The sequence below is a fragment of the Thiocapsa rosea genome (assembly GCF_003634315.1).
In the GTDB taxonomy this organism is placed as follows: domain Bacteria; phylum Pseudomonadota; class Gammaproteobacteria; order Chromatiales; family Chromatiaceae; genus Thiocapsa; species Thiocapsa rosea.
Window position 1 is genome coordinate 5,793,265 of the sequence record NZ_RBXL01000001.1, and the last position, 16,649, is coordinate 5,809,913.

A 16,649-nucleotide genomic window follows, 5' to 3' on the forward strand; every position below is an offset into this window, starting at 1 on the left:
GCCGGTCTCAGGCTCGCGTCGGCCGGCGGCCGTAAACAAAAAACAGCAACCCGAATAGACCCGCGATATAACCCATTCCGCCGAGGATCTGTTGCAACCCGGTCTGTTCCTTGAGCTGAACGATCTCTCTTCGCAAGGGCTGGACCTCTTGCCTGACCGCCTCGGCGATCAGTGCGCGAAGCGCCTCGTTGGTCGGGCCGAGCGTTTCGGCGGATCCTTGAGGGGTGTCGGATGCAGACCCGCCTGCTAGTGGCGCGACCTCCTCGGGCGAGAGCCGGATCTCGGCCAGATGCCCGGCCCCGAGATCGGCGCGGACGGTCAGCGCGACCCCCTTGATCGCCTCGCCCGCGAGCCCGCCTCCACGTTCATCTCCGGGCCGGCTCGGCGCGCTGAAGCGAAACAACCCGTCCTCGTCGGTTGCGGTCTCCCCGAGCTTGCGCAGCTCATGGTCGAAGACCTCGACCGGTGTGCCGGGCGGAGCCGGCTTCCCGTTGGAAAAGCCGATCTCACCGACGAGGTCGGTCCCTTCGACCCACGCCGAGGCAACGACCTTATGCGCCTGAGCCGGTCCGCCGAGCAAGAGCCCGAACACGAGCCAGAACAGAGCAAGGATGGTCCAACCCCGACTGCAACGCCAACCCGGGCATTCAGGCATCGCCGCTCCGCACAACGGGCTCGTCGAAGACGCCGAACAGCTCCGGCTTCACCTGTCGGATGAGGGTCACGGCGGCGACGCAGAGCATCGCCTCGATCGCCATGATCGGAAGATGTGCGAAGAAGACCAGCTTGGCCGCCACCAGATAGTGTTGGCCGCTCAGGGTCAGGGCAAATGCCACCAAGGCCGCGGTCATGGCGATCGCAAACCCGCCCGCGAGCCCGGCCCAAACAGCGGCGACCCCGATGCGCTCGGACCGGATCCCCGAGCGGCACAGATAGTGGACCGCAACCGCCGGCAGGGCGATCGCCAGCGTGTTGACCCCGAGCACCGTGATTCCGCCGAAGCCGAAAAAGACGGCTTGGAGCAGGAGACCGACGAAGAGGGCGGGAAAGGCCGCCCAACCGAGCACGATCCCGGCGAGCCCATTCATGATCAGATGGACGCTGGACGGGCCGATGGGCACATGGACCAAGGCCGCGACGAAGAAGGTCGCGCTCAGGACTCCCGCCGCCGGGATGCGCTCCATGTCCAGCTCCCGCAGACCTTTGGCGATTCCGGCCACGGCCAGAACCGCACCCCCGATGACAACGGGATGAGACAAGGCGCCGTCGACGATGTGCATATAAACCTCTAAGGGATCGCCCGTCCCGTTGGTGAATGGGGGTTCGGCAGGTCTCCTGACTCGCGCGTCGTCGGCATCACCGGCCTTCCCGGGCCGTCATCCCTTGCGGATGACAGCGCCCAGTGGCGTCAGCGGTGGGCCTCGGCGCTTACAGTTGCGGGGACAGTCACGGAATCGGCCGCAGTCGGCGTGCCTCACCGTGTTCCCTTTAAACCGCGTTCGGAATGACCGGGCACAGGTGAGAACAACACCCGTCATTCCTGATGCGGTTTAACCGCTCGTGACCCTGTCACGAGCGGAACCGAAGCGCGGAAGTCTAAACGAATGGCCTTGGCGCGATCAATGGCGACAGGCGGTTCAGACCCGAACCTGTCGCGCACGCACGACCTCTTCGCGCTCGAGCTCTTCGAGCGCGGACTCCACCGCACGCAGGGTGTCGTCGATCTCGGGGAGGAGGACGTCTTCGAGTGCGCGCGCGCGGCGGGCGGTGCGGGCGTAGTCGGCGCGCAGGCGTTGGAGATTGCCGACCATGGCGGCCAGACGGGCGATGCGCGGGATCAGCACCTGGAAGGCTCGGCGACAGCGGTCGGCGTCCGGGCTGTCGGCGACGCTCGGCGGGGGTGATTGCGGCTGCCGATCGCTGTCGACCAGATCGTGCAGGGTCACGCCGAGGACGCGCCGCGGCGTGAGACGGCAATCGGTGTCGAGTGGCGGTGCCGGCGGGTGGATGGCGAGTCCTTCCAGGCCATGACGGGCGACAGCGCCTTGGAGTGCATCGGCGGCTTCGCGATAGTCGGCTCGAAAGGCGGCCAGCTCATGCTCGTAGCGGCCGAGCTCGGCGAGGATCTCGGCGGCGAGGATCAGCCGTTTCTCGTCGAGGAATCGATACCCTTCCCGCATCCCGGAGCGCTCTTCCTTGAGCTCGAGGAAGGCGCTGTGGGTCGGAACGATCGCGCGCTCGGTCATGAGACGGGTTCTCGGCGCGGGGATTGATCGAGCAAATGCTCGCGGATCTGACGGTCGTCGAGTCGGTGCAGCTCGCCCGCCGGTAAGCCGCGCAGGGCGGACCATCCGGCGGCCATGCTCTCCTCCAGGGTCCGCGCATCGACACCCTGATGGATCACCGTCTGCTCGAAGTCGTCGCCGAAGAGAAGCAGCTTGCGGTCGTCATCCGAGAGACCGTCCTCCCCGACCACACCGGCCAGCACCCGTGTCTGCCGGGCCTGGCTGTAACTGGCGTAGAGCTGCGCGGCGAGTGCCGGATGATCGGCATGGGTGCGTCCCGTGCCGATGCCGTCCTTCATCAGACGCGACAGACTCGGCAGCAAGCGGATCGGCGGATAGATGTCGCGCCGGTGCAGATCCCGATCGAGCACGATCTGACCCTCGGTGATGTAGCCCGTGAGATCCGGGATGGGGTGAGTGATGTCGTCGTTGGGCATGGTCAGGATGGGGACCTGCGTGACCGAGCCCGGTTTTCCGCGGATGCGACCGGCGCGCTCGTAGAGGGTTGCCAGATCCGAGTACATGTAGCCCGGATAGCCCTTCCGGCTGGGGACCTCGCCGCGGCTCGCCGAGACCTCTCGCAGGGCCTCGCAGTAGTTGGTGAGATCGGTCAGGATCACCAAGACATGCATGCCTTCGACGAACGCCAAGTACTCCGCGGCGGTTAAGGCGAAGCGGGGGGCGAGCAGACGCTGCGCGCTCGAATCGCTGGCCAGGTTGAGAAAGAGCACGGTGCGGGCGAGCGCCCCGCTCTTCTCCATCTCCTCGCGAAAGAACTCGGCGCTGTCGTGCGGGATGCCGATGCCGGCGAAGACGATGGCGAACCCTTCAGCCTCTTGCGCATCTCCCGGCAGGCGCGCGTTGCAGGCAATGTCAACAGCGATGCGGTCATGGGGGAGCCCGCCGCCCGAGAAGAGCGGCAACTTTTGGCCGCGCACCAGGCTGTTCATGAGATCGATCGCCGTGAAACCGGTCTCGAGAAATTCGCTCGGCGCCACGCGTGCGGTGGGCTTGATCGGCAGACCCTCGACCCGGTAGGCGTGCTCGGCCGCGAGCGGCGGTCCGCCGTCGAGCGGTTTGCCGATGCCGTTGAAGACCCGCCCGAGCAGCCCCGGACCGACATGGAACCGCAACGGCTCGCCGAAGAAGCGTACCCGCGTGCCCTGCAGGGCAAGCCCGGCGGTGTCGTCGAGCATCTCGACCGTGATGGTGTCCTCGTCCAAGGCCGCGATGCGCCCGAGACGCACCGAGCCGTCCGTGCCCTCCACCTCGACCGCCTCGTTCAAACCCACGTCGAGGCTGCGGCTCAAGAACAACAGCGGACCCTCGGCACGGTTGGCGATCTCCTCTCCGATGAGTCTGGCGTATGTCATTGGCGTACCTGCTTGGGTGGGATGGGTGCGGGAGGTTCCTGCCTCCTGCTTCCTGCTTCCTGCTTCCTGCTTCCTGCTTCCTGCTTCCTGCCTTCTGCTTCCTGCCTCCTGCTTCCTGCTTCCTGCCTCCTGCCTCCTGCCTCCTGCTTCCTGCCAACTCGCTCCCACGCTCCGCGTGGGAGTGTAGACCCGACGCTCTGCGTCGCGGGGCGGGGCGGTACCGGTCGCGGATCGGCGCCGTGACGGACCGCCGGCGGTGCGCATCGACCTGCGGCAGGGACGCGGAGCGTCCCGGCGACACTCCCACGCGGAGCGTGGGAGCGAGTACGGCTCCTGCTTCCTGCCTCCTGCCTCCTGCCTCCTGCCTCCTGCCTCCTGCCTCCTGCCTCCTGCTTCCTGCTTCCTGCTTCCTGCCTCCTGCTTCCTGCGTCCTGCCTCCTGCTTCCTGCCCAACTCGCTCCCACGCTCCGCGTGGGAGTGTAGACCCGACGCTCTGCGTCGCGGGGCGGGGCGGTACCGGTCGCGGATCGGCGCCGTGACGGACCGCCGGCGGTGCGCATCGACCTGCGGCAGGGACGCGGAGCGTCCCGGCGACACTCCCACGCGGAGCGTGGGAGCGAGTACGGCTCCTGCCTCCTGCCTCCTGCTTCCTGCTTCCTGCTTCCTGCCTCCTGCCTCCTGCTTCCTGCTTCCTGCTTCCTGCTTCCTGCTTCCTGCCTCCTGCTTCCTGCTTCCTGCTATCAGCCTTAACCAACTGAAGTTTCCCGTCTTCCTCAGGCGACCAGCCGCATGACTGCAACGATGAGGGGATTTCGGGTGCCTTGGCCGGGATCGTCGCAGTCGACCCCGAAACCCACGTCGGCGAGATCATGTGCAAGCGCTCGGCGCACATCGGCGAAGGCATATTCGGTCCGACGCGCAGCGGCGTAGCGCCGTGCGGGGGCTTGCTCCAAGCTGGCCGCGTAGATCCAGGTAATGGTGGTGGCCACCATACAGAAGTGCAGATGGTTGGTGACCGCATCGGGATTGCGGGTCTGCGTCTGGGCACTGCCGATCTCCTGCTTGATTTCCCTGAATCCGGCTTCTATTTTCCAGCGCGCGCCATAGATTTCAATCATTTGTTCAACGGATAGGGTCAGGTCGGTGGTCACCAGTGCGATCCATTGGGTACGCCGGTAGACCCACACCACGCGCACCTGGCAGCGCAGGGACTTGAGCATCACCACCTGCTCGGCGGCCACCACGTCGCGAACCCGCCCGTAGAGGTTGAGGGAATAAGTCCGCGCGGTGGCCCGCAGTGCGGTCTGCATCGCCTTGACACTGCCCAGACGCTCCCCGTACTTGCGGGGTCGTCCGGCGCGTCCCGGCACGGCCACCGGCAGATCGTGGAGCACCGCGTTCACGCGCAGGCGCGAGAGCAGATGGGCACGGGAGCCGAGCGCCCGGCGCAACGGTTTGAGCAAGCCGTTGTTGCCGAACCAGCTGTCGGTGACCACCAGGATCGGCGCCCGCGGAAAGACCCCGGCGAAGCTCTGGATCAGGCGCACGGCTTGGGTGAACTTGGTCTCGAAGGTGAGCACCCGACCGCGGATGCGCACGCTGCGCAGCGCCAGGGTCGCCCTGCGCAGGTAAAAGGCGAAGGCCAACGGCAGGCAACACCAGCGCCCGTGAATGACCTTCAGCAGTCCGAGCGTGACGATGGTCTGCGCCCACGGAAACGAGCTCTGATTGGTCTTGGCGGCATGGTCGAAGCTGCGCTGGCAGGCAAACACCTTGGTGCCGGTCTTCGGATTGATCGAGTCGTCCAGCACCACCAGCAGGCGCCCGTCGGTGAGGGGGTCGGGGATCGCCCGCCAGAGCACCGCCCAGATCCGCGTCCACGGCAGCTTCACCGAGGCCATGAAGGTGTAGTACCTGGCCTCGCCGATCACCACGCCGAAGAGCGTGGCGATGGTGCGCAGCAGGTTGGAGGTACGCGAGGCGGTGATCGGCAACAGGATCGCCTGCAGCGTGAGAATGAACCAGCGGGCGCGTTCTCGGCCGTGGTCGGAGTTCGGAAAAAGGCCCTGGAATTGAATGGCGAGTGCGGGTAGGATCGACATCGAATGCGGCTCGTATTTGGCGTCTAATCATTGGCTTAGGCACCTTTCATTATACGCTTGCGCGAGCCCGCATTCATCTTCAACTGCTTGTTTATTCACCGAATCGTCCGCGTTTTTCACACGCGTTTGGTCATCGTGGCAGCTTGGATTTCGTCAATAAGCTTTCACTAATATGCGCGCATATTCGTGGTTGCTTATATTATGATATGGCTGTATGAAACTGAGAAACTTCAGTTAACCAATTCCCTTGCGGTTGGCGGTTGGCGGTTGGCGGTTGGCGGCTGGTGGCTGGCGGCAGGCGGCAGGCGGCTGGCGGCTCGAACCTACCCCCCTCCCCCATCCCGCGCCTCGTTGATCAGCCTCCGAATCGTGCCCGTCAGTTCCTGATCGAGGGCGGAGAAGGTCTCCCAGTCGCCCTCTTCGATCTCCTCGCCCATGCGCAGGAGGCGACGGAAGATGGGTTGATCGCGGATCGCCTCGGGGGCGACGCCGGCGTCGAGCAGGCGTTCGGAGCCTTCGATGAAGCTGCCGATCAGGCGCATCATGACGGCTTGGCGCGACGGGCTGGCGTAGCGATCGTTCATGGAATAGGCGGACTGGCGCAGGAAGCACTCGTTGACCAGCTGGGCGCAGATAAGCACGAGCCGCTGGCGCGCGGGCATGGCGTCGCGTCCGATGATGCGGGCCATGCGCTCCAAACGGGCCTCGTCCTCCAAGAGCGTCAGGAAGCGTCGACGCAGCTCCTGCCAGCGCGTACATCCGGTGTTGTGCCACCAACGCGCGAGGTTTCCGGCGACCAGACTGTAGGACTGCAGAGGGTGGATCGCCGGGTAGAAGCGCGCCTGCGCCCGTTTGGCGTCGAGGCCCCAAAGCGAGCCGACATAGCGTCTGGTGTGCGTGGTCACGGGCTCGGAGAAGTCGCCCGAGGGCGGACTGACCGCACCAAGCAGCGTAACCGATCCGGTCTCCCCGCCCAGCGTGCGCACCCGCGCGGCGCGCTCGTAGAAATCGGCCAAGCGACTGCTCAGATAGGCCGGGTAGCCGGCCTCGCCGGGCAGCTCGCCGAGCCGGCCGGAGACCTCGCGCAGGGCCTCGGCCCAGCGGCTGGTGGAGTCCGCCATCAGGGTGACGTTCATGCCCTGGTCACGGAAATACTCGGCCACCGTGATGCCGGTGTAGATGCTGGCCTCGCGTGCGGAAACGGGCATGTTCGAGGTGTTGGCGATGACGACGGTGCGTTCGAGCAAGGGACGTCCGCTGCGCGGATCTTCCAGCTCGGTGAACTCGGCGAGCAAGCCGGCCATCTCGTTGCCGCGCTCGCCGCAACCGACATAGACGATGACATCGGCGTTGCACCACTTGCCGACGGTCTCGAGCAAGACCGTCTTGCCTGTGCCGAAACCGCCCGGAATGGCTCCGGTGCCGCCGCGCGCGACCGGGAACAGACAGTCGATGACACGCTGCCCGGTCAACATGGGCTCGTCCGAAGGCAGTCGCGCCTGCACGGGTCGCGGCACCCGCACCGGCCACGCGTGGGTCATGGCGACCTGAAGGTGCCGACCATCGGCGGCGTCGATCCAGCAGATCGGCTGGTCGTCCGCATACTCGCCGGCGTCCGCGATGGCGGTGACGCGCCCGCCCGGCAGATCCGCAGGCACCAGGCAGCGCTGCGCGATGCCGGTCCCGTTCGCGACCTCGCCGATCGCAGCACCAGGCATCAGGGTCTTGCCGACGCACACGCTCGGGGTGAAGTGGAACCGCCGGGCGGCCTGTACCTGCATCCCCGGCGTGACGTAGGGATCGGCGATGTCCGCGATGGGACGCAGCAGTCCGTCGAAGATCCCGGCAAGAATCGCCGGCCCGAGACGGATCGACAGGAGCCGACCGGAGCCCGTGACCTCGATCCCGGGGCGCAGGCCGCTGGTGTCCTCGTAGAGCTGGACGGTGATCTCGTCGCGGGCGATCCGGATCACCTCGCCGAGCAGCGCCTGATCACCGACGGTGACCGACTCGCGCAGACGGAAAGCCCCGTCGGGGCGTGCCCGCAGGACAGGGCCGCTGATCCAGGTGGTTTGCGCCGTGCTCATGTCTCGCCCCCCGCATCTGTCGGATGCCGTGCCAACACCGCCAACAGGCGCGCTTCCAACCGTCGGCGGTCACGCAGCAGACCCTCGAGGCTCGCATCCAGAACCGCGCCCTGCGCTTCGATAACGAGGCCGGCAGACACGGCGCCATCGGCCCGAAAATGCGGCGCCTGACCCAGCGCCCGGGTCAGCTCGGCCTCGAACGCTCCCCATTCGGCCGCGGACCACTCGGGCGGGTGGCGCACCGTCCAAAGGCCGAGCGGGAGCCGTCGCCGCGCCTGAGCGATGGCATCCCTGGCCCAGATATCGCGGGTTTCTTGATGCGCCCAGCGCCGGCTCAGCGCCTCGTGCAGACGCGGCCACGCCAGCTCCAGGAGTCGCGCATTGGCCCGATCTCCGCTCGCGCGCAGACGGGTGTCGTGCTCGGCGCGTGCGGCGTGGAGACGGGATCGCGCATTCGCCCGTTCCGAGGCCACGCGCTCGTGAAGCTGCGCGCGTGCGCGTCGATAGGCAGTGGCGAGAAGGGTCTTCGCCTCGGCGCGCGCCGTCTCCAAAAGCGCACGACACTCCGCGTCCCGATACTCCTCGATCAGGTGCAGCAAACCACGTTCGCGCTCCTCGAGCTTCATTCGGCCATCCCCAAATGGCGCCGCACCTCGGCAACGAGATCCGGCGCCGCAACACGGTTGCGCACGTCCGGGATCACCAAGACCAGCGGCCAGGTCGCCGACTCCGCGTCTCTCAACAGATCGGGCGGCAACGCGGCCGCGACCTCGGCGGTCACGACGATGACACGGGCCTCCTCGCGCAGCCGTTGAAAGAGCGCACGCACCTCCGACGGCTCAGGGCAATGGACCTCGACCCCCGCGAGCCGGAACCCGAGCCCGCTGACCTCGTCGCCCAGAAAGACGCAGGCGGCCATGACGATGTGCCCCTCAACCGAGCCGATTGAGGATCAACACCGAGATGATGAGGCCGTAGATGGCGATGCCTTCGGCGAGCCCGACCAGGATGACCATCCGCCCGAACAGCTCGGGCTTCTCGGCCAAGGCACCGACGGCCGCGGCACCGATGGTCGCGACCGCGTAGGCCGCGGCGACCGAGCCCACCATGGTCGCAAGAGCGGCCGCCAGGTATCCCCAGCGCAGCACATCCGGGTGGATCGGCATCACCTCGGGCGCGACGACCTCGGAGGCGATCGCACCCGGCTGCCAGAGCAGCAGGCTGGAGATCCCGGCGAGCAGGGCGACGCCCAGCACCATCACACCGGCGAACAGGATTTGTCGATTCATGACTTCACTCCTTGTTAAACCGCGCCCGGCGCGGTATGCGATGTTTTCGGGATGGGAACAGCCCCGGCAGACTGCACGACCGCTGGAGCCTGCGCGGTTTAAGTTATTAAAAAATTTATTATTTTAAACCACGCCCCCCGCGAAGGCTCATGATCGCACCCGATGTCGATCTCACTCGAACATGCGCGTCTCGCACTGGACGCGGTTTATAACGCGTTGAACCGCCGACGGACCCGGGTCCGCTCACGTCGCCCCCTGCACAGCCTCGCGCACAATGGGCGGCGGTACCGGAAGTGGCCTGAAGACCCTCCCGGTGCCTTGCAGAAAGCGGTTGAAAAACTCGAACAGCACGAGCCGCGTGGTCTGAATCGAGACCACCAGCCCTTCCAATAAGATGATCAGGACATTGCCCAGGATCATGATGAGGATCCCGGCCCAGAGCGGCACCGAATCCGCCATCGTGACCACGGCGACCGAGAGCGCCGAATGCGCCAACGCAAAGGCGCCGACACGCGCAAACGAGAGCGTATTGACCAGGATCTGGACCCCGGACTCCAAGAGATGGCCGATGGCGGCAAGCCCGCCGAGCAAGGCGCGATGGACCAGGAAGGCGCCGATCAGGTACCACGCCAACCCCAGCAGCGCTATCCAGCCGAGGCCGGGGCGCAGCACCGTCGCGATCAACCCCAGATAGAGCACCAGAAAGCCCAGATCCTGCATCAACCAGTGCCGCAGCTCGCCGCGCCAGAGTGCGCTCAGACCTGACAGGAGATGCCCCAGACTGAGCAGGGCGACGGCGAAGAGCAAGGGAACGCCGAGCAAGGTCAAGGGATCGTGCAGCGGATGCATCCAAAGCGCGGGGATGATGTCCTCGCGACCGAAGAGGCTGCCGAACAGGATCCCGAAGACGATCGCCGAGGCGCCGCCGAGCACCATCAAGCGCGCCTCCGGCCAGCGTCGTTGCAGCCAGAGTCCGACGCCGACCAGCACCGCGCCCTGCCCCACGTCGCCGAACATGTAGCCGAACAACAGGGGCACCACGAGGATCAGCACCGGCGTCGGATCCGCCTCGTCCGAGCCCGGCACACCCAAAGAACGCGCGAAGAGCTCGAACGGACGCATCCAGGGCGGATTATCCAGGATCTGTGGCGGGCGCTTGCCGGGCGGCGGCTTGGTCAGGCGCAGCAAGGCGCGGGTGCGTGCCGCGTCGAGGGCGGCACGGAGCCGCTCGCCGCCCAGATCGTCGGTCCAACCCGTGACCCAGACCAGATGCTCGCCCGCGCGCTCCAGACACCCGACATGCGCAGCAAACCAGGCCAGCCCGGCGACCTCCCCGAGCGTCTCGCCGAGATCGAATTCGTCGAAGAGGGTATCCAGCTCGGCCTTGAGGTAGACGACGCGCGTGGAGAGAAACGCGCGCCGCGCACCGATCCGTGCAAGCGAATCGCGCGCATCGCCCTTCAACCAGGGTGGCCGCTCGATAACCCGTCCCTTGACCGCCTGCACCAGTCGTTTGACCGCGTCGAGCCGATCGCGCGGACCCAGAATCATGGCGCAATCCTCGTCGCCCCACGGGATCGGACGCGGGATGACCCAGTCCGGCAACTGCGGCCGGGCATCCCTCGGCAAGACCGCGCAGAAGGTGCCTAGAACAGGTCCGCTGCGCGCCACCGCGCCGAAGTCGAGCGGACTGTCGATGATCTTGCCGATCACCTGCGCCAACCATTTGAGCCGGGTCAGCTCTTCCTCGCAGGACTGAAGGATGTCGATCAGCGGATCCGCCTCGCGCCGCCATGCGCCGATCCGCGCGAGCGCGCGCTCCAAGACCACGTCGGGCGACTCGACCAACAGCTTGCGCCGCAGCCGTGCGCGCTCCCAGTAGCGTTCGTAGCGCACCTTCAGCGCATCGTAGGTCTGGAGTCCTTCGGAGAGATGCTCGAGCAGGGAATCCCCGCAGACCTGATCCCGGATCTCGATCTCGACCGCGCCGGTACGCGCGAGTTCGGTCACCGTGCGCACGCTTTCGCGCCGTGGGCACAGCACCTCGAACCAGCGTGTGGAGGCAGGACGCAACATCAGGAATCCAAACGCTCCGTGTCGAAGACCGCCCGACTGAGCAAGGCAGCGCGCAACCGTTCGAGATCCAGGAAGACGATCGCGAGGTACGCGAAAAGTGCGACGGGCTGAACCGGATGTTGGTGGAGAGATGCGCGCAGATCATCGCGCAGGGCTTCACGCAGCTCCCACGCGGAGGCACAGGGCGCGTCGCGGAAGCGCTCCAGATGGGCTTGGATCAGCCGGGAGAATCCGTCCAGATCGCGCCGACAGCGGCCTCGACATGACGGCCAGCGCTCGCGCCACGCCGTTTGCCAGCGCGCGCCGAGAGCGAGCGACGCAACCCTCGCGTCGGTCTCGGCCGATAGCGCGGCAAGCCCGCTCGTCTCCCATGCCTGCGGATCCAGCGCGCCGTCCTCGCCGATCAGGCCGCGCAGCCGAACGTCCAGGGCCGACCAATCCGGTAAGGTCTCGCCGCGCGCCAGATGCTCGAGCTGCGGCAGCCAGGGCAGCCAGGCCACCCACTCGATCGCCGCCCGCCAGCGCGCTGGCGACCAGTCGGCGACGGTCATAGCCGTCTCCAGCGCCAGGGCGCGACAGCCACGATCAATCTCATGGGCCTGACTCAAGCCGGAGAAGGGCCTGACCCAATCGATCAGCCCGGTCACGCGCGCCTCCTCCAGATAGGCCGCCAGGGTGCGCGCGCCGGACAAGCGCTGCCAATCCGCCGCGATGGGCAGCCGTGACAGACGCGCTTGGAGACGCGCTTGGGCATAGGCGAGACGGGGACCGGCGTTCATGGCGGACCGCCTTCGCCGCGCCCGATCGCGGGATCGGCATCGGCGACGGCACCGATCATTTCATCGGCGAGAGCGGTGACGGCGGCGTTCAGTCGAGCATCGGCGGAAGCGTCGAGGCCGTCACCGACCGGCTCCGCGGACCGATCGATGAGCTCGGAGAGTGCGTGCTGCAGACTCGTATCGGCGATCCGTTGTATCGCGAGGAGACGGCGATCGGTACGCTCGACGAGGCGACGCGCATGGTCTTCGGCATCGGCCAGGAGCCGATCGGCTTCGATACGACAGGCCGCCACCGACTCGCGCGCGGATGACTCCGCGGCCAGCGCTCGATTGAACGCAACATCGATCCGTTCCAGGTCAGCATCGGAGGACTGCTTGATCACGCCGCGTCTCGCTCCATCGCGCCTCGACCGAGTGCCCCGGAGAGGCATCGGACCAAAGGCATCGCGCCTCGACCGCGCCTCTGCGTCCCTCGTGCCCATGCATTCCACTTGGGAAGCGGTTTCGTTAGAATACGCTGATATTCTAGTTCAGGCGTCGCAGGACGCGGGGCGGCGGTGCGTGTTGGATTTGATCCGCGTCAGCTTCGTGACGGATTGCCCGGCCTGCGTGTGCATGGCGGGGACGATCTCGGTATAACGCCCGGCAGTGTCGCGCGCTTTTTTCCCGGTCTTCGGGTAATGTAACGCGCCGTACCTCATGTTGTTCCAGCAGGTAGATCACGATGGACGACACCCTCCAACGCCTCCTCGAAGCCGAGATGCGTGCCGAGAAGATCGCTCAGCAGGCCGAGGCCGAGCAGGAGCGCACCATCCAAGAAGCGATGGCGGATGCCAAATCCGAGAATGATCGCTTCACCGCGCGGATCCCGGATCTGCATCGGGGCTTCATCGCAAAGGCCGAGGAGCGCGCCGAGCAAAACGTCGCCGAGCTGCGTCGTCGCTACGACGAGCGACACGTTCAACTGCGCGATCAGGCCGAGCGCCGCGAAGGCGAAGCCTTGGATGCCGCCTTTCGGGTTCTGATCGACCCCGATCGCTGAACGCCGCATGCATCCCTCGCCGGCGCGACGCCCGATCAGCAGCTCACTCGCGGTTCCATCATGACCATCCTTGCCGACCACGCCTACCTCAACACGCGCGTCACCGTCATGGCGATGCAGTTGTTGGAGCCGAGCGGGATCGCGGCACTCTCGCACCTGCCCTTGCCGGCTCTGGCGGAGCGTTTCGGCTTGACCGCCATCCTCGACGATCAGCAGTCCACGCGCGCGCGCAGTCGGGCTGTGGAGCAAAGCCTGATTCAGGTTCTGCTCGCCGAGCTGCTCATCCTGGTGCGACCCATGAACACCGCCGAGCGCGCCCTGGTGCTCGACTGGGGACGCAAATATGCGCTCTTCAACCTCAAGACGCTGATCCGCGGCAAGCTCTACGACCTCGATCAGAAAGAGATCCAGGACAATCTCTATGTGCTGCCCGAGCACATGCGCTTGTCCGAGGAGGTCAGCACCGAGCTGTTTCGCGCCGAGAACGTCCTGGAGCTGCTGCGTCAGCTCGAGGCCGGTGCCCACCGCACCCTGGCCCGTCAAGCGCGCGAGGTCTATGAGCAGCAGCGCGAGCCGTTCGCGTTGGAGGCGGCGATCGATCAACGCTATTACGTCGGGCTGTTGCGTCAGGTCATGGCGTTCAGCGACGCGAACCTGAACCCGCTGAAACGCCTGATGGGCGCCGAGCTGGATCGCATCAATCTGATGTGGCTCCTGCGCTTCCGGTTTTCCTACCAGCTTTCGGCGTCCGAGACCTTCTACTATCTCGTCCCTTCGATGCGTCTGCTCACGCGCGATCGGCTGCTGCATCTGGTGAATGTCGAGACCTTCGAGGGCGTCGTCGCCACCTTGCCGGCGCCGCTGGACCGACTGCTCGCCGGCAGCACGAACATCGTGGACGTTCAGAAGCGCATCGGCGCCTACGCGGCAGGCGAGGCGCATTGGGTTCTGCACCACACCCAATCGGGCGTCGCGCGTGCATTGGCTTATCTCATGCTGCGCGAACGCGACCTGCTGTTGTTGTTCGCGCTGGCCCAAGGCCAGATCCTGAAGCTCCCGTCCGCCGCCATCGAGATTGCGGTCGAGCTGTCCGAGCCCGGGTGCCCCTGGGCCGGGAGTCGGGCAGCCTGATGCGTACCCCGGCACACCAACCGATGCAGAGGGGCTGACGCATGTTGCGCTCGACACCGATGAAGCATGTCCGGCTTTTGGTCCTCACCGAAGACCTTCCGCAGGCATCGCTCTCCTTGGCGGACGTGGAGAGCTTTCACCCGGACACACGCCCGCCGACCGAGGCGCGGCTCGCCGGTCTGCCGGGGCGCGAGTATCGCGATGTCTTCACCCAAGCCATGGCCCGTCTGGAGAAGATCGGCAAGTTGATCCCGGTGCCGGAGACACCCGAGATCGAGCAGGTCCGCATGGACGATCTCGCCGAGCTTCGCACCTTGAACGCCTGGCTGAGCAAGGTCTTCGCCCAAACCGCAGCCGGTCTGGAGACGCTCGGCAAATGGGTCAAGACGCCGAAGACACCCGAGATCGAGCAAGTGCGCGCGGTCGATCTCGCCGAGCCTCAGACCTTGAAAGCCTGGTTGGGTCAGGTCTTCACCCAGGTCTTCACCCAAGGCGCGGTCCGTCTGGAGAAGATCGGCAAATGGGTCAAGTCGCCGAAGACACTCAAGACCGAGCAAGGCCGGGTGGTCGATTTCCCCGAGATTCAGACCTTGAAAGCCTGGTTGGGTCGGGTCTTTATCCAAGCCGCGGTCCGTCTGGAGGAGATCGGCAGATCGATCCCGGTGCCTGAGGCACCCGCGATCGAGCAAGTCCGGGTGATCGATTTCGCCGAGCTGCAGACCTTGAACGCCTGGTTGGGCGAGCTCTGGAACGAGACCTCCAGCTACGAGGAAGATCTGCGCCGTCTCGACGACGAGGAGCGCTTGGTCAAGGAGCAGCAAGCCGCCTTGACGAACTTCGCCCATCTCAACATCGATCTGGGCATGCTGCGCAGCAAGACGCGCTTCCTCGACTTTTACGTCGGTCTGGTTCCGCGCGAGAACCTGCGCCAATTGGAAGGCGCCGTCGGCCTGGCCGGGTACATCCTGCACGTCTATATGCAGCAAGGCGAGAGCGCCCATGTCGTGATCGTCGGTCCCGCGGGGACAAAGGAAAGTCAGCTCTCCGCCGTGCTCGACGCCGCGGGCTTTCAGAACCTGCCGATCCCGCAGGAGCTCGACCGCGCCCCGGCCGAGTTGCAGCGCGACCTCGAAGCTCAGCGCGCGTCGATCGACGCTCAACGTAAGACCCTGCTCGAGACCCTCGCGCACTGGTCCGCCCCCCTCGCAGGACCGCTGCTGAAAGCTCAGCGAACCCTGATGATGGCCGAACCGCTGGTGTCGCTCGATCCGTCAATCCGCAGTGCCGGGTACCTGACCTATCTCGCAGGCTGGGTTCCGGCACGCTCGGTCGAGCAGCTCGACGCACGCCTGCGCGAATCGCTCAATCATCCCTTCGAGATGAGCGTGCGCAACCCCACGCCGGAAGAACGCGCGCTGGTCCCGACGGTGCCGGCAAAGAGCTGGTTCCTCTCGCCCTTCGCCATGCTGGTGAAGCAATACGGTGTGCCCGAGTACGGCGAGGTCGACCCCACACCGCTTTTTGCGGTGACCTTCGTCCTGATGTTCGGGAGCATGTTCGGCGACATCGGCCAAGGCGCCGTGATCGCCCTCGCCGCCTGGTTCCTGCGCAGAAAGCTCGGGCGCTTCTGGCCGTTCGGAGTGATGGCCGGCCTGTCCTCGATGTTCTTCGGCGTGCTCTTCGGCAGCATTTTCGGCGAGGAGCACCTGATCCCCGCGCTCTGGATGAGTCCGCTGAGCGACCCGCTCCTGATGCTGCGCATCGCACTCGGCTGGGGCGTGCTCTTCCTGACACTGGCCTGTCTGCTGGCGATCTACAACCGGCTGGTCATCCACAACTGGTCCGGGGCCGTCTTCGGACACCACGGCATCATCAATCTGATCTTCTATCTGGCGCTGATCAGCGGTGGCGTGAACGTCGCCACAGCCGGCGAGGGTGTCCCCGGGGTTCGGGTCGACGCGGTCGATGCTTTCGGTACCCTCCCGATGGTCTTGGCCATCGGCGCGCTTCTCGCCCTCGCCGCGCACAGTTGGCGGCATCAGCAAGGAGCAGCCGGGGAGAAGATCCTGGTCGTCTTCATCGAGACCCTGGAAACCGTGATCGGCTATGTCTCCAACACCTTGTCGTTCTTGCGTGTCGCCGCCTTCAGCCTGAACCATGTCGCACTCTCGATCGCCATCATGACGCTCGCGGGCATGATGGGTATGTTCGGCCACATCGTGACCCTGATCCTCGGCAACATCTTCGTCATCGTCCTGGAGGGCGGTATCGTGATGATTCAGGTGATGCGTCTACAGTATTACGAGGGTTTCTCGCGTTATTTCTCGGGGAACGGTCATGAGTTCGCGCCGTTGAAGTTCCGGCGTGGAGCGGCCTGAGCCATGCGTTCAACGGGAGTGAGGCATGGGACTTATCGACGCGGACATCGACTTGATCAACCCGGCGAGCCCGAATAGACCGACGGCAGTCGTCAAATCGACTGTTC

15 protein-coding genes and 1 riboswitch are annotated in these 16,649 nt (G+C 65.8%); of the genes, 3 read left to right on the forward strand and 12 right to left on the reverse strand.

Annotated features, from left to right (window positions below; all coding sequences use genetic code 11):
- Positions 1–7 precede the first annotated feature (7 nt).
- The 12 genes from BDD21_RS25690 to BDD21_RS25760 form a co-directional block, all read right to left on the reverse strand.
- On the reverse strand, positions 8–655 hold the full coding sequence (locus BDD21_RS25690; protein ID WP_211335171.1) for a hypothetical protein: 648 nt from the start codon (positions 653–655) through the stop codon (positions 8–10).
- On the reverse strand, positions 648–1,280 hold the full coding sequence (gene cbiM, locus BDD21_RS25695; RefSeq protein WP_120800129.1) for a cobalt transporter CbiM: 633 nt from the start codon (positions 1,278–1,280) through the stop codon (positions 648–650). The genes BDD21_RS25690 and cbiM overlap by 8 nt, the downstream gene beginning before the upstream one ends.
- Before the next feature lie 28 nt (positions 1,281–1,308).
- A riboswitch (cobalamin riboswitch) is annotated at positions 1,309–1,528 on the reverse strand.
- Positions 1,529–1,637: 109 nt separating this feature from the next.
- Positions 1,638–2,246 carry a V-type ATP synthase subunit D gene (locus tag BDD21_RS25700; RefSeq protein WP_120799582.1) on the reverse strand — a complete coding sequence of 203 codons (609 nt, stop codon included), beginning with the start codon at positions 2,244–2,246 and terminating at the stop codon, positions 1,638–1,640.
- On the reverse strand, positions 2,243–3,658 hold the full coding sequence (locus BDD21_RS25705) for a V-type ATP synthase subunit B (RefSeq protein WP_120799583.1): 1,416 nt from the start codon (positions 3,656–3,658) through the stop codon (positions 2,243–2,245). Before BDD21_RS25705 ends, BDD21_RS25700 begins: the two co-directional genes overlap by 4 nt.
- A gap of 773 nt (positions 3,659–4,431) precedes the next feature.
- Positions 4,432–5,760, reverse strand: a complete 1,329-nt coding sequence (locus BDD21_RS25725; RefSeq protein WP_120796822.1) for an IS701 family transposase — start codon at positions 5,758–5,760, stop codon at positions 4,432–4,434.
- Between the two features lie 323 nt (positions 5,761–6,083).
- On the reverse strand, positions 6,084–7,847 hold the full coding sequence (locus tag BDD21_RS25730; RefSeq protein ID WP_120799587.1) for a V-type ATP synthase subunit A: 1,764 nt from the start codon (positions 7,845–7,847) through the stop codon (positions 6,084–6,086).
- Complete coding sequence (locus BDD21_RS25735; protein ID WP_120799588.1) at positions 7,844–8,473, reverse strand: hypothetical protein; 630 nt, start codon at positions 8,471–8,473, stop codon at positions 7,844–7,846. Before BDD21_RS25735 ends, BDD21_RS25730 begins: the two co-directional genes overlap by 4 nt.
- A complete protein-coding gene (locus BDD21_RS25740; RefSeq protein WP_120799589.1) occupies positions 8,470–8,766 on the reverse strand; it encodes a V-type ATP synthase subunit F in 297 nt (98 codons plus the stop codon). The genes BDD21_RS25735 and BDD21_RS25740 overlap by 4 nt, the downstream gene beginning before the upstream one ends.
- A 13-nt stretch (positions 8,767–8,779) precedes the next feature.
- Positions 8,780–9,136, reverse strand: a complete 357-nt coding sequence (locus BDD21_RS25745; protein WP_120799590.1) for an ATP synthase subunit C — start codon at positions 9,134–9,136, stop codon at positions 8,780–8,782.
- Between the two features lie 243 nt (positions 9,137–9,379).
- Positions 9,380–11,212, reverse strand: coding sequence for a V-type ATP synthase subunit I (locus BDD21_RS25750; protein WP_120799591.1), 1,833 nt, complete (start codon positions 11,210–11,212; stop codon positions 9,380–9,382).
- Entirely contained in the window at positions 11,212–11,991 is a 780-nt protein-coding gene (locus tag BDD21_RS25755) for a hypothetical protein (RefSeq protein WP_120799592.1), read from the reverse strand. Before BDD21_RS25755 ends, BDD21_RS25750 begins: the two co-directional genes overlap by 1 nt.
- Positions 11,988–12,374: a hypothetical protein gene (locus tag BDD21_RS25760; protein ID WP_120799593.1), complete on the reverse strand. Its 387-nt coding sequence runs from the start codon at positions 12,372–12,374 to the stop codon at positions 11,988–11,990. The genes BDD21_RS25755 and BDD21_RS25760 overlap by 4 nt, the downstream gene beginning before the upstream one ends.
- Before the next feature lie 341 nt (positions 12,375–12,715).
- On the opposite strand from BDD21_RS25760, the gene BDD21_RS25765 reads away from it, so the two are divergent.
- Genes BDD21_RS25765 through BDD21_RS25780 form a run of 3 tightly spaced genes read left to right on the forward strand, consistent with a single transcriptional unit; the run spans position 12,716 to position 16,542 of the window.
- Positions 12,716–13,033 carry an ATPase gene (locus BDD21_RS25765; protein WP_120799594.1) on the forward strand — a complete coding sequence of 106 codons (318 nt, stop codon included), beginning with the start codon at positions 12,716–12,718 and terminating at the stop codon, positions 13,031–13,033.
- 60 nt (positions 13,034–13,093) lie between these two features.
- Complete coding sequence (locus tag BDD21_RS25770) at positions 13,094–14,164, forward strand: V0D/AC39 family V-type ATPase subunit (RefSeq protein WP_120799595.1); 1,071 nt, start codon at positions 13,094–13,096, stop codon at positions 14,162–14,164.
- A 41-nt stretch (positions 14,165–14,205) separates the two neighbouring features.
- Positions 14,206–16,542, forward strand: coding sequence for a V-type ATP synthase subunit I (locus BDD21_RS25780; protein WP_245969843.1), 2,337 nt, complete (start codon positions 14,206–14,208; stop codon positions 16,540–16,542).
- The last annotated feature ends 107 nt before the right edge of the window (positions 16,543–16,649 follow it).

What these genes read in the sequence shown, in the direction of transcription:
- BDD21_RS25690 (WP_211335171.1), bottom strand. Translation starts at nt 655, where the DNA reads ATGCCTGAATGCCCGGGTTGGCGTTGCAGTCGGGGTTGGACCATCCTT.
- cbiM (WP_120800129.1), bottom strand. Translation starts at nt 1,280, where the DNA reads ATGCACATCGTCGACGGCGCCTTGTCTCATCCCGTTGTCATCGGGGGT.
- BDD21_RS25700 (WP_120799582.1), bottom strand. Translation starts at nt 2,246, where the DNA reads ATGACCGAGCGCGCGATCGTTCCGACCCACAGCGCCTTCCTCGAGCTC.
- BDD21_RS25705 (WP_120799583.1), bottom strand. Translation starts at nt 3,658, where the DNA reads ATGACATACGCCAGACTCATCGGAGAGGAGATCGCCAACCGTGCCGAG.
- BDD21_RS25725 (WP_120796822.1), bottom strand. Translation starts at nt 5,760, where the DNA reads ATGTCGATCCTACCCGCACTCGCCATTCAATTCCAGGGCCTTTTTCCG.
- BDD21_RS25730 (WP_120799587.1), bottom strand. Translation starts at nt 7,847, where the DNA reads ATGAGCACGGCGCAAACCACCTGGATCAGCGGCCCTGTCCTGCGGGCA.
- BDD21_RS25735 (WP_120799588.1), bottom strand. Translation starts at nt 8,473, where the DNA reads ATGAAGCTCGAGGAGCGCGAACGTGGTTTGCTGCACCTGATCGAGGAG.
- BDD21_RS25740 (WP_120799589.1), bottom strand. Translation starts at nt 8,766, where the DNA reads ATGGCCGCCTGCGTCTTTCTGGGCGACGAGGTCAGCGGGCTCGGGTTC.
- BDD21_RS25745 (WP_120799590.1), bottom strand. Translation starts at nt 9,136, where the DNA reads ATGAATCGACAAATCCTGTTCGCCGGTGTGATGGTGCTGGGCGTCGCC.
- BDD21_RS25750 (WP_120799591.1), bottom strand. Translation starts at nt 11,212, where the DNA reads ATGTTGCGTCCTGCCTCCACACGCTGGTTCGAGGTGCTGTGCCCACGG.
- BDD21_RS25755 (WP_120799592.1), bottom strand. Translation starts at nt 11,991, where the DNA reads ATGAACGCCGGTCCCCGTCTCGCCTATGCCCAAGCGCGTCTCCAAGCG.
- BDD21_RS25765 (WP_120799594.1), top strand. Translation starts at nt 12,716, where the DNA reads ATGGACGACACCCTCCAACGCCTCCTCGAAGCCGAGATGCGTGCCGAG.
- BDD21_RS25770 (WP_120799595.1), top strand. Translation starts at nt 13,094, where the DNA reads ATGACCATCCTTGCCGACCACGCCTACCTCAACACGCGCGTCACCGTC.
- BDD21_RS25780 (WP_245969843.1), top strand. Translation starts at nt 14,206, where the DNA reads ATGTTGCGCTCGACACCGATGAAGCATGTCCGGCTTTTGGTCCTCACC.